Source organism: Chelativorans composti, assembly GCF_039541695.1.
Lineage (GTDB): Bacteria > Pseudomonadota > Alphaproteobacteria > Rhizobiales > Rhizobiaceae > Chelativorans > Chelativorans composti.
The window spans coordinates 55,531-70,262 of the sequence record NZ_BAABGS010000016.1 but is presented as its reverse complement, the minus strand read 5'-3'; the positions used below and the strand labels follow the sequence as shown (position 1 = coordinate 70,262).

At 64.8% G+C, this 14,732-nt stretch carries 16 protein-coding genes; 9 read left to right on the top strand and 7 right to left on the bottom strand.

Translation table 11 applies throughout. The annotated features are described in order from the left end of the window. Positions 1 to 84 precede the first annotated feature (84 nt). Positions 85 to 1,074: a beta-ribofuranosylaminobenzene 5'-phosphate synthase family protein gene (locus ABD906_RS04800; protein WP_165277126.1), complete on the top strand. Its 990-nt coding sequence runs from the start codon at positions 85 to 87 to the stop codon at positions 1,072 to 1,074. A gap of 177 nt (positions 1,075 to 1,251) precedes the next feature. Continuing rightward, positions 1,252 to 2,148: an NAD(P)-dependent methylenetetrahydromethanopterin dehydrogenase gene (locus tag ABD906_RS04795; RefSeq protein ID WP_345098451.1), complete on the top strand. Its 897-nt coding sequence runs from the start codon at positions 1,252 to 1,254 to the stop codon at positions 2,146 to 2,148. A 25-nt stretch (positions 2,149 to 2,173) separates the two neighbouring features. Here the strand turns inward: ABD906_RS04795 and ABD906_RS04790 are convergent, their stop codons facing one another. Further along, positions 2,174 to 2,428, bottom strand: coding sequence for a hypothetical protein (locus tag ABD906_RS04790; protein ID WP_345098450.1), 255 nt, complete (start codon positions 2,426 to 2,428; stop codon positions 2,174 to 2,176). Between ABD906_RS04790 and ABD906_RS04785 the strand changes: the two genes are divergently transcribed. From ABD906_RS04785 to fae, 5 genes are all read left to right on the top strand, one after another. Further along, positions 2,405 to 3,271, top strand: coding sequence for an ATP-grasp domain-containing protein (locus ABD906_RS04785; protein WP_345098449.1), 867 nt, complete (start codon positions 2,405 to 2,407; stop codon positions 3,269 to 3,271). The two genes, ABD906_RS04790 and ABD906_RS04785, sit on opposite strands and share 24 nt — an antisense overlap. Continuing rightward, entirely contained in the window at positions 3,268 to 4,218 is a 951-nt protein-coding gene (gene mch, locus ABD906_RS04780; protein ID WP_165277356.1) for a methenyltetrahydromethanopterin cyclohydrolase, read from the top strand. Before ABD906_RS04785 ends, mch begins: the two co-directional genes overlap by 4 nt. A 26-nt stretch (positions 4,219 to 4,244) precedes the next feature. Further along, a complete protein-coding gene (locus ABD906_RS04775) occupies positions 4,245 to 5,171 on the top strand; it encodes a RimK family alpha-L-glutamate ligase (protein WP_165277127.1) in 927 nt (308 codons plus the stop codon). Between the two features lie 12 nt (positions 5,172 to 5,183). Continuing rightward, positions 5,184 to 6,053, top strand: coding sequence for a triphosphoribosyl-dephospho-CoA synthase (locus ABD906_RS04770; protein WP_165277128.1), 870 nt, complete (start codon positions 5,184 to 5,186; stop codon positions 6,051 to 6,053). A gap of 265 nt (positions 6,054 to 6,318) precedes the next feature. Next, complete coding sequence (gene fae / locus ABD906_RS04765; protein WP_165277129.1) at positions 6,319 to 6,831, top strand: formaldehyde-activating enzyme; 513 nt, start codon at positions 6,319 to 6,321, stop codon at positions 6,829 to 6,831. Positions 6,832 to 7,056: 225 nt separating this feature from the next. On the opposite strand, the gene ABD906_RS04760 is transcribed toward fae, so the two are convergent. After that, positions 7,057 to 7,749 (bottom strand): HisA/HisF-related TIM barrel protein, encoded by a 693-nt coding sequence (locus tag ABD906_RS04760; protein WP_165277130.1) that lies wholly within the window; start codon positions 7,747 to 7,749, stop codon positions 7,057 to 7,059. Between the two features lie 149 nt (positions 7,750 to 7,898). On the opposite strand from ABD906_RS04760, the gene ABD906_RS04755 reads away from it, so the two are divergent. Beyond that, on the top strand, positions 7,899 to 8,930 hold the full coding sequence (locus ABD906_RS04755; RefSeq protein ID WP_345098447.1) for a hydantoinase/oxoprolinase family protein: 1,032 nt from the start codon (positions 7,899 to 7,901) through the stop codon (positions 8,928 to 8,930). On the opposite strand, the gene ABD906_RS04750 is transcribed toward ABD906_RS04755, so the two are convergent. Genes ABD906_RS04750 through ABD906_RS04730 form a run of 5 tightly spaced genes read right to left on the bottom strand, consistent with a single transcriptional unit; the run spans position 8,925 to position 13,230 of the window. Beyond that, positions 8,925 to 9,512 (bottom strand): DUF447 domain-containing protein, encoded by a 588-nt coding sequence (locus tag ABD906_RS04750; protein WP_165277132.1) that lies wholly within the window; start codon positions 9,510 to 9,512, stop codon positions 8,925 to 8,927. The genes ABD906_RS04755 and ABD906_RS04750 overlap by 6 nt on opposite strands. Next, on the bottom strand, positions 9,512 to 10,942 hold the full coding sequence (locus tag ABD906_RS04745; RefSeq protein ID WP_165277133.1) for a DUF6513 domain-containing protein: 1,431 nt from the start codon (positions 10,940 to 10,942) through the stop codon (positions 9,512 to 9,514). The genes ABD906_RS04750 and ABD906_RS04745 overlap by 1 nt, the downstream gene beginning before the upstream one ends. After that, positions 10,935 to 11,486: a flavoprotein gene (locus tag ABD906_RS04740; RefSeq protein WP_165277134.1), complete on the bottom strand. Its 552-nt coding sequence runs from the start codon at positions 11,484 to 11,486 to the stop codon at positions 10,935 to 10,937. Before ABD906_RS04740 ends, ABD906_RS04745 begins: the two co-directional genes overlap by 8 nt. Then, entirely contained in the window at positions 11,483 to 12,118 is a 636-nt protein-coding gene (locus ABD906_RS04735; RefSeq protein WP_165277135.1) for an amino acid kinase family protein, read from the bottom strand. The genes ABD906_RS04740 and ABD906_RS04735 overlap by 4 nt, the downstream gene beginning before the upstream one ends. Next, positions 12,115 to 13,230 (bottom strand): (5-formylfuran-3-yl)methyl phosphate synthase, encoded by a 1,116-nt coding sequence (locus ABD906_RS04730; RefSeq protein ID WP_165277136.1) that lies wholly within the window; start codon positions 13,228 to 13,230, stop codon positions 12,115 to 12,117. The genes ABD906_RS04735 and ABD906_RS04730 overlap by 4 nt, the downstream gene beginning before the upstream one ends. A gap of 288 nt (positions 13,231 to 13,518) precedes the next feature. Here ABD906_RS04730 and ABD906_RS04725 point away from each other — a divergent pair, with 288 nt between their 5' ends. After that, positions 13,519 to 14,697, top strand: a complete 1,179-nt coding sequence (locus ABD906_RS04725; RefSeq protein WP_425549980.1) for an ABC transporter substrate-binding protein — start codon at positions 13,519 to 13,521, stop codon at positions 14,695 to 14,697. Positions 14,698 to 14,732: the final 35 nt, after the last annotated feature.

The following is a 14,732-nucleotide window of genomic DNA, read 5'->3' as shown; positions in this document are numbered from 1 at the left end:
GGTCGCTTGCTCCCCCTTTGAAAAACAGTATCATTATTTCGGGCACCAAACATTCCAATTCATCCTGCACCCGAAGGGTAGCATATGTTCGATTGCGTTACTGTGTCGGTGCCTGCCCGCCTCCATCTGGGCTTTTTGGACCTGAATGGCAGCACGGGACGGCGGTTTGGCAGCCTGGGATTGCCCTTGAGCGAGCCGGAAACGGTTGTCACCCTCGCGCATGCCGATGAAACGGTCGTGGAGGGGCCCGATTGCGAGCGCGCCGCGCGCCATCTGGACACCATGTGCCGGCATCTCGACATCACCACCCACCATCATCTCGTGGTGGAACAGGCGATTCCCGCCCATATCGGCCTTGGCTCCGGCACGCAGATGGCGATGGCCGTCGCCGCGGCGCTGCGCCGGCTCCATGGCCTCGAGGGCAACGTCACGCAGGACGCGCGCCTGCTTGGCCGCGGCTCCCGTTCCGGCATCGGCATTGCATCCTTCCACGAAGGCGGCCTGATCGTCGACGCGGGCCGGCGCAAGGATGATGCGGAACCGCCCGTCGTTGCGCGCCACCACTTTCCGGAAAACTGGCGCGTCATTCTCATCCTGGATCACTCGGACATGGTCGGCCTTCACGGCGAGGAGGAAGTGGCCGCCTTCCGCGCCCTGCCGCCCTTCCCCGTCGAAAGCGCGGGCGAGATTTGCCGCCGCGTGCTGATGCAGGCCCTTCCGGCGATCGTGGAACACGACATCGCCACCTTCGGCGAAGCCATCGAGGCGGTCCAGACGGTGATGGGAACCTATTTCGCCCCCGCACAGGGCGGTCTCTTCACGAGCCCCCGCGTCGCGGAAGCAGCCCGCTTGCTCAAAGAAGCGGGTGCCCACGGCCTCGGCCAGAGTTCCTGGGGCCCCACGGGTTTTGTCTTCGCGCCGTCCGAGATCGACGCCCGCCGCATGGTCAATGCGGTTCGCGGTCAGGTCGATTCCGAAATCGAACTGCGCATTGTGAAGGCGCGGAACACCGGCGCCCGGATAGTTGGAAAGAGTCTCGCCCCCGCCGGACGGCGAGCCAGAAGCATCCGATAAGCATCCACCGCATTCCTGAGGGAACCGGCTCTCGGTGTCCCGTCATGGAATCACGTTCCCTGCGCGGTCCCGGGAAGATTGGAAACCGGCTTTCTGTCCGGAACCGCGAAAGACAGATGACCAGAGCAGTTCGGAGGTTCCACGAAGATCCGAACTGCACGAGAGTGGGAGGTTGAATTGTCTCGCAAGAACATTCTGCACATGATCACGCCGCTTCGTCAGATGAGCCCGTTCGATGTGAACATGGCCGTCGACGCCGGTTTTGATGTCGTCGTTCCCTACACAGGCGTCGAACTCTCCGAAGTGACGGGGCTTGTGCAGGATGCCATTTTCTCCCGTCCGCCGGATGCGGGGGTGAACTCCGGCGTCTTCATCGGCGGACGTGACGTGACGCTTGCGCTCGACATGCTGGATGCTGCACGCAAGGCCATGGTGCCGCCCTTCACCCTGAGCGTGTTCGCCGATCCCTCCGGCTCCTTCACCACCGCCGCCGCCATGGTGGCAAAGGTCGAGAAGGCGCTTGAGAAGAAGTTCAACCGCACGCTTTCCGGAACGGAGGTCGTGATCTTCGGCGCCACCGGCGTTGTCGGCTTCTGCTCGGCCGTGATCGCCGCCCGCGAGGGCGCCCGCGTCACCGTCGTCGGCCATGACGGCATCGAGCGCGTGAAGTCCGTGGCGGACAACATCAAGGCCCGCTTTGGCCTCGATGTCACCCCGGCCGACGGTTCGACGGAAGAGAAGAAGCAGGAGCTCGTGCACGCCGCCGAGGTGGTCCTGGCCGCCGCGAAGGCTGGCGTTCAGGTTGTCTCCCGCGCCCAGCTCGACGGCGCGAAGAAGCTCCTGATCGCCGCCGACGTGAATGCAGTGCCGCCCGCCGGCATCGAGGGCGTCGACGTCCATGCGGACTCCGTGGAGATCCCCGGCACCTCGGCCTTCGGCATCGGTGCGCTCGCCATCGGCAACGTCAAGTACAAGACGGAATTCAACCTCTTCAAGCGGATGATTGAACCTGAAAAGACCGTCACCCTCGATTTCCAGGACGCCTTCGCCCTTGCCCGGACCTACGTCAAATAGCCGGCCGGTTCTGATCGCGGCGGTTTCAGGACGCGCGCTCGCAGCCGCGGCGCAGCGGGCGGGTCTTCGCCCGCTGGTTGCCGACATGTTCTGCGACCTCGACACGGTGGAACTGGCCGAGCGCGCAGTGCGCGTCCCCGGCGAGTTGGAAGGTGACCTGCAAGCCGACGGTCTGATTGAGGCGCTGCAGGCCCTTCTCGCTGGCGAGGAGCCGGAAGCCCTCGTCTGCGGCTCGGGCTTCGAGGAGCATCCGGAAGTGCTGGACGAGCTTGCCCGTCATTTTCCCCTCGCCGGATGCCGGGGCGAAACCGTCCGCCGGATCAACGATCCGTTCCATCTTGCCGCCGAATGCCATGCCATTGGCATTCCGTTTCCGGAGATCACCCTGGCGCGGCCATCTGACCCGGAAGGTTGGCTGGCCAAACGCGTGGGCGGCTCGGGCGGCCTTCACGTCCGCCCCGCGGCCGGCGTCGAGGCTGGAGAAGGCACCTATTTCCAGCGCAGGATCGAAGGCGGGAACGTCTCCGCCCTGTTCGTGGCGGACCGCGAAGGCGCCCGCATTGTCGGCTTCAGCGCGCAATGGACGTCACCTTCGCCGAAAGCCCCCCATCGTTACGGGGGGGCCGTGCGCCTCACGGATATTTCATTGGAAGCCGGCGAAAGGATCGGTCAGTGGTTATCCGAACTCAGCCGCCGCAACGGGCTTCTTGGCCTTTGCAGCGCCGATTTCAAGCTGCGGGATGGTGTTTGGACCCTTCTGGAGATCAATCCCCGACCGGGCGCCACGCTGGACATATTCGACAGTGCGGATGCCCCGCTTCTGGCCGCCCATATCGCGGCCTGTCGGGGAGAGCGAGCGCCCCTTCCCGCGTTCCGTGATTCGATGGCGGCCATGGTCGTCTACGCGGACGGGGAAATCGCGTCCTTTCCCCGCATGGACTGGCCGGACTGGCTGGCAGATCGTCAGCCCCCCGGAACCAGGATACGGGCGGGTGAGCCGGTCTGCACGATTTTTGCGGACGGCGACACCGCCGAAGACGCACGAATGGAACTGACGCGCCGTGAGGCGCGCCTGAAAGAAATGTGGTCAATAACGACAAGCGAGAAGGGAGGCCGCAAATGAGGGACGGCTCCGCATTTCTGAATGAACGGGCAAACGGCATAGCCGATGGCATGGTCCACGAGGCCGAGCGCCTGCGCATTGCTGTATCGAAGGGCGCTCTCGGCTGCCGCCTGATCAACGCGGGCGCGGGCGTGCAGGGCAGCATCGAGGCCGGCCTGCGCATGGCAGAGATCTGCATGGGGGGCCTCGGCAACGTTGCCGTGACTCTCGAGCCCGAAGGGCGATGGCCTTTCAGTGTCGAGGTCCACTCCTCGCAGCCGGTGCTTGCCTGCCTTGGCAGCCAGTACGCCGGCTGGAACCTGTCGGTCGAGAAATACTTCGCCATGGGCTCGGGCCCAGTTCGCATCCTCGCCGGTGTCGAGCCCCTGTTCGAGGTGCTGACCTACCGCGAAACCGCCAGCCATTCGGTCGTTGTGCTTGAAACCGCCGACCCGCCGCCCGAGGCCGTTGTCCAGAAGGTGTCCAAGGCCACCGGAGTGGCGCCGGAAAACCTGACCTTCGTCTACGCGCCCACCCAGAGCATTGCAGGCACCGTGCAGATTGCCGCCCGCGTTCTGGAGGTTGCACTCCACAAGGCTAAGGATATCGGCTTCCCGATCGACAACATTGTCGAAGGCATCGCCCGCGCGCCCATCCCCTCCCCGCATCCGGATTTCATGACGGCCATGGGCCGGACCAACGACGCCATCATCTACGGCGGCCTGGCGCATATCTACGTCAACGGCTCAGCGAAGGATGCCCGCGAACTGGCGGAGAAACTGCCTTCCGGCTCGTCCCGCGACTACGGCGAGCCGTTCGCGGAGATCTTCAAACGCTTCAAGGGCGACTTCTACGCCATTGACCCCTTGCTGTTCAGCCCGGCCGAGGTGATTGTGACCGCGCTCGAGACGGGCGAGACGTTCCGCGCCGGCAAGCGAGACTTCGATCGCCTGAACTGGGGCGGGTGAATACGGACAGGTAAAGGCGGCGGCGCATGTGGACCATCCTGATCGTTTCGAGCCAGCTTGGCGACCGGAGCAAAGCTCTGGCGAAGGCCTATCGCCGGCGTGGCTGCGAGGTCGTGCTGGCGAAGCTCGAGACGGTGCGATTCGACACCACCGCCCCGGCCGGGATGACCTTCCCGGAATTGGGCAGCAAGCTGCCCGACGCTGTGCTCGTGCGCTCCATGGGCTCCGGCACCTTCGAGGCCATCACCCGGCGCCTGGGCATCCTCCATGCGCTCGACCGTCTTGGCATTCCCGTCTGGAACTCCGCTCGTGCCATCGAACGATGCGTGGACAAGTCCATGACCACCTTCCTGCTGCAGCAGGCGGGCCTCGACACGCCTGCCACCTTCGCGGTGGAGGGATTGGATGAAGCCCGCGCCATTGTGGGTCGCGAGCTCCCGCATGGCCCCCTGGTGCTCAAGCCCCTGTTCGGCTCGCAGGGCAAGGGCGTCACACTGATCCGCTCGGTGGACGACCTCCCGCCCCCCGATCAGGTGGCCGACACCTACTACCTCCAGCGCTACATCGAGCGCGACGGTCCGCCCTATTGCGACGTCCGCGTATTCGTCTGCGCGGGAGAGGTGGTGGAGATGATGATCCGCCGCGGCCATGACTGGGTTACCAACGTCCAGCGCGGCGCCGTCCCCGAGATCGTGCCCGCGCCCATGCGCGAAAGACTCGCCGAACTCGGCCTTCGCGCGGCGGCAGCCGTCGGGGCAGACTTCGCCGGCGTCGACATCGTCCCGGCTGCGGACGGCTCGCTTCAGGTGATCGAAGTGAATTCCATGCCGGCATGGACCGGTCTTCAGACCGTCGCCCGGCGCGACATTGGCGAAGCCATCGTGGACGCCATGCTGGCAATGCTCCGTGCACGGGCAGCACGGGCCGCACTCCACGCGGGCGTTCCGGCATGACGCGATGCTGAGATGATGCGCGCCCTGATCGAACAGGCTTACCGCGCCGCCTGCGAGGCGGAAATCGACGCCCTGAAACCGGGAAACGTCCACCGTTTCGCCCCGGGCCATGGCATGACCGTGGAGCATTTCCTGGAAAGCGCCCGCGTCACCGCGCCGATTGTCGCCGATCCGTCACTCAGCCTTGGCGAACGCATCCTGCGCGCGGTGCTCGCCACCCGCGAAGCGGTCGCCACCAACACCAACCTCGGTATTCTGCTGCTTTGTGTGCCATTGGCCTGCGCGGCCGAGCGCGGAACAAGCGACCTGCAAGCTTCCGTTGCGGAAGTGCTTTCCTCGCTCGACATGGATGACACCCGCGCGATCTTCGGGGCCATCGTGGCGGCTTCCCCCGGAGGACTCGGCGACGCGGGCGAGCACGATGTGCGCGACGAGCCCACCACCGGTATTCTTGAGGCCATGGCTGCCGCCGCCGATCGCGACATGATCGCAAGGCAATATGTAAACAGGTTCGGCGACGTTTTCGGGACCGGCCTTCCCGCCCTCGAAGCCGCGCGAGCGGCCGGCCACTCCGGCATGTGGCCCACCATTGCCGCCTTCATGGCCTTTCTGGCCTCCTTCGAGGACAGCCATATCCTTCGGAAGTTCGGACCTGAGACTGCCGCGCGCGTCCGGCGTGAAGCCGCTCAGGTGAACGACCTGCTTGCCCGCGAATCGGCCGGAACCCGCCGAATCGAGATCCTTCTGGACTTCGACCGGTCGCTCAAGGAAAGAGGCCTCAATCCCGGCACGTCGGCGGACCTGACGGTTGCCACCTGCTTTGCCGACGGACTTGGCCGGCTGGGTTGGTCCGCCTCCGCCTCAGACCCGCACTTAACATAGCCGGCTCACAATCCAAAGTGTTGGAATTGCTGAAAATCTTTCTGTCTTGCTAGCATTCCTGGGAAGTTCTTCGCCTGGCGACGCTCCCCTTGCATAATCCGTGACTTGATGCTTCAATCATCCGGCGGAGCGATAATCTTCCGTGACTATCTAGCCAACCGGCCCGGTCCTGCATCGGGTGCTGCCAACAAGGATAGTCGGTCCACTGGGTGTCAGCCTGGTGCGGCATCCTTGGACTTTCACCATGTCTAGGAGGAACAGTGGTATGGCTAAGATCAATAAGGTATTGGTTGGCGAGTCCTTGGTGGGCGATGGCAACGAAGTAGCCCACATCGACCTGATCATGGGTCCGCGTGGCAGCGCTGCTGAGGCGGCCTTCTGCAACGCGCTGACCAACAACAAGGACGGCTTCACTTCGCTTCTGGCCGTGATCGCGCCGAACCTGCCCTGCAAACCCAACACCGTGATGTTTAACAAGGTCACGATCAAGGGTGCCAAGCAGGCGGTTCAGATGTTTGGTCCCGCGCAGTACGCGGTGGCCAAGGCGGTTCAGGACTGCGTGGCCGAGGGCATCATTCCTGCGGACGAGGCTGACGACATCTTCATCTGTGTTGGCGTCTTCATCCACTGGGAGGCCAACGACGACGCCAAGATCCAGGATTACAACTACCGCGCTACCAAGGAAGCGATTACGCGCGCCGTGAACGGCCAGCCGACGGCTGCCGAGGTGACCGAGAAGCGCAACTCCGTATCGCACCCCTTCGGTGCTGCTTCTTGAAGGGACCGCTCCGGGCGCAGGTCGCTCTGGAGCTATCTGAAATCCCTGCTGGGTCTGGGCTCTTAGGAAGGGCGCGGGCCGGCGTGATGTTTCATCCGATTGCAGGCGCACCCCGCGCCTGCAATTAGTTTATGGGGCCAACCCGGCCCTCTACCAACGAAACTGCAATGAAGCTGCCGGGGGCTCTGTCTGCCCGGCCAACGCTGGGGGCGGGTTCCGCCCGCTTCAAGCGTAACGGGAGAGATCTTCCGCCGTCACAGTCCCGTCATGCAGAGCGCTTGCCACCAGCACGCCGGCAACCCCCATATCCGCCAGCTTGCACAAGTGCCCCCCGTCACGCACACCGCCCGCTGCGATGAAGCGCCGACCGGGTGCCCTTGCCATGATCGACGCCAGTCGCTCGAAATCTGGTCCCTGACCCGATCCAACCTTCGCCAGCGTCATGACGATCACGTCCCGCGGCCACAGGGCCGGATCGACCACGATTTCCTCCGGCCCGCAATAGCCATCGGCGAAGAAGTCGAGAGAGAGAATCACCCGCGGATTGTGCCGGAATCCCCGGATGAGCGCGCTATCCGCCTGGCTCTCAGTGCCGATCACGGCCCGCACGTTCCCAATCTCCAGCACCCTGCGGACCGCCGGCTCGTCGCGGAAGCCCGCATCGATCCAGATCTCGCCCGCCTCGGCACGGAGTCTTTCCAGCCGCTCGAGATCGACCTCGGCACGACCTTCGATCGCGTCGAGGTCGGCAACGTAGAAGGTACGGAACGGATGCAGCCGTTTGAGCCCCCGCATCACCTCCGACGGGTCGGCAGAAGCGCTCAACGGCGTCACGATCCGCCGGTAGCTGTCGCGCCGACCGCCCTGCGCGCGCACCACCTGCCCGCCCTTGAGATCGATCACCGGAATGACTTGCACGGGCTTCTCCCGAAAACGGGCCTCCCCTTAACCACTTCAATGACTCGCTTCGATCGCCCCTGCTTCACACATATTGAGCCTGGGGAAAAGCCGTCATACACATGGCGGCCGTTCGTTCAGGGCACATCGCGGGAGAGGAGGTCATTAACATGTATAGCATCATCGCCGGCTTCGATATCGGCGGGGCTCATCTCAAGGTCGCGCGGGTGGAGAACGGTCGCGTCACCGCCGCACAGACGGTCGCCATGCCGCTCTGGCTCGGTATGCACACGCTGGATGAGGCGCTGGAAGCAACGCGCCACCTCTACGCCGATGCCCCCGTCTGCGCCTTCACCATGACCGGCGAGCTTTCGGAAGCCTACGCCACCCGAGCGGAGGGGGTGCAGGGCTTGCTCGATGAGATCGTGCGCCGCTTTCCGGCTTCCACCAATCTCGTTTACACCATCGGCTCCGGCCTCGTGCCGGTTGCTGAAGCCCGCCGGGTTCCCATGGAAGTCGCCTCCGCCAACTGGCATGCGACGGCCTCGCTCATCGCCCGCCTGCAACGCGACGCGCTTTTCGTGGACATGGGGTCCACCACCACGGACATTATCCAGGTCCGCGACGGCAAGGTCCTCAACAGGGGAGCCACAGACGCGGGGCGCCTGCGCTCCGGCGAGCTGGTCTATACCGGATACGTGCGGAGCTTCCCCATCGCCGTCGCCTCGGAAGCGCCGGTCCGCGGCCAGTTCGTGCCGCTGATGAACGAATATTTCGCCTCCATGTCGGACGTCTTCCGCCTCCTCGGCGTCCTGCGCGAGGAGGACGACCAGCATCGCACCGCCGACAACGGCGAGAAGACCGTCCCCGGCTCCGTCGCCCGCCTGTCCAGGCTGGTCGGCCACGATGCGGGAGACCTTGAGGACTACGAGTGGAAGCAGATCGCGCTCTGGTTTGCCGAGCGCCAACTGCGCAGCATCCACGATGCCGCCTTCCTGGTTTCGACCGGCCTGCCGGATGACGCGCCGCTGGTGGGCGCCGGCATCGGGCGATGGCAGCTGCAGCGTCTCGCCCAGCGACTCGACCGCCCCTTCATCGACCTCGCCGATCTCATTCCGGCAGACGAGCAGGCCCGGCTTGACGCCAGCAACGCCGCGCCCTCTGCGGTCGTCGCGCTTCTCGCCGCCGGGACCGGCCTATGAGCCTTTGCCGTGCGCTGGCAGTTCGCCCTGCCGGTGCACCTTCACGCGCTCCATCAGCCAGTCCCACGCCTGCCGCTCGTCGGGCCCAGCCGTCTTCTCGATCGCGATGGTGAGATAAGCGATTTCCGCATCGATCTTTTCCGGCGGCAGCATGTGCAGCCGGCTCACGAGAATCGCAAGCTCCAGCACCGCCGCCTTCGCACGGTTCATGCCAGTGAATGGCGCGTGCATTTCCTCCGCCGCCACGCGACAGCGGAAGCGCGGCCGCACCTCGTCGTCCTGCTGTTCCACCACCTCGAGCACGCTGTGCGCCAGCGCCGCCTGAAGCCGCGGCACGGGGCAGCCCTTGACTGGCACAAGCGGCCAGTCCTTCCGTCCCGTCAGACATCCGGCGAAGATGCGAACATCATCCGTGTAGCTTGCCACCGCGACCGGATTGGCGAGCAGGTTGTCGAGTGTGCGCGACGGCCGGAACGGTGCGATGATCCAGTGATCGCCGTCCTGTATGATGCCGAGCGGCGCGATATGCACCTCGCCGTTGCCTCCGATGGTGGTGAGGATCGTTTCGCGAATGTAAGGCATCAGTCCTGCCCCTCCTCATCCTTGTCCGCCGCATCGCGCGCCGCAGACTTGGCGCGCAGCGTATGGCCAGCTTCCTTCAGACGCGTGCGGTCTTCCTCATCCGCCGGCGCCGCCACGCCCCAGTTGATCGGCTCGTCCTGCGAATAGCGCTTGCCGAGCCGCCAGGCGATCTCCGCCTTGGCGAGCTCCGCGCCGAGATAGAAGGCGTGCGCGCCGTCCGTTTCCACGCCGAGCTTCGGGAAAAGCTCGAACGTGTCGCGGGCCACGTGGTGCCCCTGCGAATTGAAGATGTGCACCCCGTCCGGCGCGGTCATGATCCGGAAGTTCCGGTCCCTGACCTCACGCGCCAGTTCCTCGATGTCTTCGCTCGACGACGGAAACGGCTTGCGGTCATGTACCTGCAGCAATCCCGCATGATAGCCACGCGGCAGCGACCCGTCGCGGCGCGCAGAGAACAGGATGCGCCGCGCCAGATCATGCTCCTCCACGGTCTGTACCGTGTGCGGACTCACATGCACCACCAGCACGTTGCGGATCGCTAGCTCCGAGCAAATCCCGAGCAGCGTCATGGTGAGCCCTGACGTATCGGCGTCCGTAAGCTCCGTGAGATTGCCCGTTCCCATCAGGATTTCCACATCCGGCCACTTCTGCCGCGTCACGTAATAGCGGTTGAGCGAAGCCGCGAAGCCGAAATGGATCGGATCCAGCACCGGATCGACGATGAAGTCGATCCCCATCGCCTGCGCCTTCTCGATCGCCCGGTCGAGCGAACCGAGATCTCCGGGAATGGCCGGAATCAGCACCGGCACGGCATTTCCCTCGCGGGCAATGTCGAGCGTCTCCTCCGTCAGGCTAAGGAGGAAATCGGCCCCGGCCCGGTTGGCGAGCGCGAGTTCAACCGGATTGGCCGAATCGACGCTGACCGTGATCCCCGCGCGCTTCAGCGCTTGCACGGTTTCCCCCAGATGCGGAAACGGGGTGTCTGGTAGGCAACCGATGTCGATGACATTGGCGCCCGCAGCCCTCAGCCCCTCGGCGCGCTCGATGATCTTCTCCACCGGCAGCGCCGGCGCATCGACAATCTCGGCGAAGATGCGAATGTCGTAGTCGGAAAGGTCATCCGGCCCGCCCTTGCGCCCGAGATAGGCGGGCAGGTCCGCGAGCTCATCAGGCCCCCGCACGAAAGGCACCTTGAAATGGTCCGACAGCCGCTCCAGCTCGCCGCGAAACCGTCCCGGCAGCACCGCCAGCGACGTGCCCTCGGGCAACTGTACCCTGCGCTTGATGATTTCCTCCGTCATCAGCGCGGCGATCTTTACGCCCGTGTCGATGATGTGCCACTCGAAATCGGTCTCGCCCAGCCCGGCCAACACCTTTTCCAGGCGCGGCCGCGCCAGTTTGCCGGTGAGGAAAGCGCGGATGTCAGCCATTGCGTTCCAGCGTCTCCCGTCGGGCCTTGATGGCCGCCCTCAACTGCTCCAGGCCTTCGACCACCGTCGTGTAGTCGTAGGTCTTGAGCCGCGCCACGTTCTCGAGGTCGATCGGGCGCGGATAGACCGGCACGATGCCGTGCGGTGCGCGCGTGAGCATCTCCGGCGACGTGTCGCAGGCGAACACGATCGACGGTACCCGGCACTTGCCCGCCTGGGCATAGACATTACTCGGCAGCGAATCCGAAATGCCCCAGACGAACTTCGCCACTGAATTGGAACTCGCCGGGGCCACGACTACGGTGTGATAGACGCCGTGGTAGAACTCCCCGACCGGGATCGCGCTTGCCGTCTTGTCCCGCAGGATCCGCATATTTTCGGGGAAGTCGAGCTTCAGCTTGTACATCCGGAGCACTTCCTCGGCCGCCTTCGACACGAAGATGTCGCAATGCTCCAGCTCGCGGATCATTTCGAAGCATTCGGTGAAGAAATGACCCGATCCCGTCAGCACCCAGGCCCAGCGCGGTGTGTGGAGCTTGCTCATGCGTGAACGCTCCCGGCCGCATTTGCGATGAGCACGCCCGGCAGTGCGCCCCGCTCCATCACGCGGGCGGCAGCCGTAAGATGATCCGGCCCCGCGGCCAGCAGCCGCACGCCGGAAGGCAGCATCGACTTCAGGCACCCGTCGACGATCCCGAGCTCCTGCAGCCGGGCAACGGTGTCATAGGCCCTGAGGCCCCTCACCTGCTTGATGAGCAGCAGCGCCTTCGCCCCGATCTGCCCGGCGAGCCAGGCGGCCAGCGAATCCGACGTCACGTTCCAGGACGCCGGAATGTCCCGCCGCCCGACGGTCATATCTGACGGTAGCCACACAGGAATGTTACCCTCCTCAAGAACCTGTTGGATCTGATTTTGCGCGCGCGCAGGCCGGAACCTCTCGCACAGGTCGCAGAGCATGACCCCGAACTGGTCCATGCCCTGGATGGCCATGACATGGGCAGCCTCGTCCGAGAATCCGATCTGCTCCTGCGTGCGCCTCACCTGGTCGGCGAACGGCCCGCCGCCCGGAACGATCACCAGCGGCAGCCGGCTCTTTCCGAGGATGCCGACCCATTCGAGCAGCCGGGCATCGGACACCGTGCTGCCACCGACCTTCACCACCGATGGCGTCATCATGATCCCGTCCGCGCCGAGCGGCTCCTTACGATCTCGACCCCGACCCGTCCCGGCGCAACCTCGAGCTTTTCCACCCGCACGGTGACGCGCACGATCCGCGGCACGGCGAGCAGATGGCTGGCGATCTGCTCTGCCAGCGTCTCTACGAGATCCAGGTGGCCGCGGGCGACGATGGTCCGTATGCCGTCCATGATGAGGTCGTAAGACACGACATCGCCCATGTCCTGCGGATTGTCAGTGACCCTCATCACATCCGCATCCACGTCGAAACGCACCTTCTGCGTGCGGCCGCGCTCGAAACTGTAGGCGCCGATCTCGACCGGCAGCACGAAATCATGGACGAAGATCCTGTCGGTGCTGCGGCTCGCCTCGTCGCCCCCCGGCGTGTACCCCCGGGCAAGCAGCCTGAGATCCGCCTGCGCGGAGCCATTGACCTGCCCCTCCTTCGGGATGAGAGACCGGATGCGCCGCACCGCTTCCTCGCTGATGGCGCCGCTCCTCCCGCCCGCGCAGAGAGCGGTTCGGAAGCCGAGAAAATCGGGCTCGAATGGCAGGAGCCGAGGAATGTCCGGCGCTTCGAGCGCACCGGCGAGACCGACCTTGAGGCCGGCTTCCCTTGCCCTGCCGACGAACGCCGCCACCCTGTCGGGGCCGAAATGGCGCAGCAAGCCCCCGCTGCCCTTTCGGGCCGTGTCGAGCATGACGGCGTGGAAATTGTTCGCCGCCAGAACCGGCAGCAGATCGAGGTGCGGATCGAGATCGGCAAACAGCACGGCAACCAGCTTCACGCGTCCGCTAAGGTCCGCAACCGCCTCCACCGCGGAACGCGCGTCCACCTCCGGCAGAAAGCCGATCTTGATGAAGTCCGCGCCCGTCGCGGCATAAGTCTCGGCGGCTCGGCGGACCGCCGCTGCATCCATGGGAAGGTTTCCGCAGACGGCGCTTACAGGCGTGCGTCCGCCGACAGCGTTCACGACCTCGTGCACAATCTCCGGCGAGAGCGCCCCCAGCGCGCCGTCGGCAGGATCTTTCAGATCGATGATGTCGGCGCCGCCCCGCAGCGCAATCTGCGCCTCGTCCAGGCCGGTGACGCTCGCCAGCATCCTTGCCATCAGCACCTCCCAATGCAGCTCGCCGAACTTACGCTGTTATATTTAATCCTTCCGCTAGGCAAATCCCGGTTGAGGAAAAGACGTAGCGCGTTGCGCCCTCGCCGCTCGGGAACTTTTTCCCGCGCCCCAGGGGAATATGTTCTATTGCCAAACACCCCCCGCCGACTACAGTGAACCCAAGCACCTTTCCAACTCGATGGGCTGCGAAGTTGTCCTTTTCGCAGAGGGTCTGTTGCGACCATGAGAAGAGTGCCGAGTCTGTTTCTGTCGTTCCTTTCCGTTCTCCTGCTGGTCCTGAACGTAACCCATTCGCACGCGCAATCGTCACCGAGCGCAGCGGGCGGCCAGGAGCCCGTCGAGATCAGGATCGGTTACCTCCGGGCCTACGAACCCCAGTTGGCGCTTTCGGTTCTTGACATTCCGCCGCCCGACAACGGCGTGGCCGGCGCGCGCGTGGCCATCGACGACAACAACACCACCGGTTCCTTCCTCGGCCAGAAGTTCACGCTCGACGTGGTGGAGATCAAGCCCGGCGACGACGCCCTTGAACCCTTCCGGCAGATGGTGGCGAACGGCGCCCAGTTCGTGCTGGTGGATCTGCCTGCGGATCAGGTTCTTGCGGTCGCCGATGCCGGCCGCGACCAGGGCATCATCATCTTCAACGTGGCTTCCCGCGAGGATTCCCTGCGCGAGGAGAACTGCCGCATCAACGTGTTTCACACCGCGCCCACCTATTCCATGCTGGCTGACGGCCTGGCCCAGTATCTGATGTGGAAGCAGTGGCCGCGCTGGGTGCTGATCTACGGCTCCCATGAGGCCGACCAGCTCTTCGCCGAGGCGCTGCGCCGCGCGGCCGAGCGCTTCGGCGGCAACATCGTCGCCGAAAAGCTTTTCGAGGACACCGGCACGGCCCGCCGTACCGACACGGGCGTGACCCAGATCCAGCGCATGATGCCGGTCTTCACGCAGGATCTGCCGGAGCATGACGTCATCCTCGCGGCGGATGAAAGCGAGGTCTTCGGCGGTTACCTGCCCTATCGCACCTGGGTTCCGCGTCCGGTGGCGGGAAGCGCAGGCCTGCGGCCCTCCTCCTGGCATCCCGCCAGTGAGCAATGGGGTGGCACACAGATTCAGAACCGTTTCGAGAAGACCATCGGCCGCCGCATGAACTCGATTGACATGAACGCCTGGACGGCGGTGCGCAGCGTCGGCGAGGCCGCAACACGCACCCAGAGCGGCGATCCGGCGAAGCTCGCCGACTTCATCCGCTCGCCCGAGTTCCAGGTTGCTGCCTTCCGCGGCCAGCGGCTGACCTACAGGAAGTGGAACCAGCAATTGCGCCAGCCGGTTTTCCTCGGCGACAGCAGCCAGGTCGTCTCCACCTCGCCGCAGGAAGGCTACCTGCATCAGGTGTCCGAACTGGACACACTCGGCATAGACGAGCCCGAAACGTCCTGCCGGTTCTGAGCAGCGCAAACGGGGGTTCCTGCAACGGACAAACG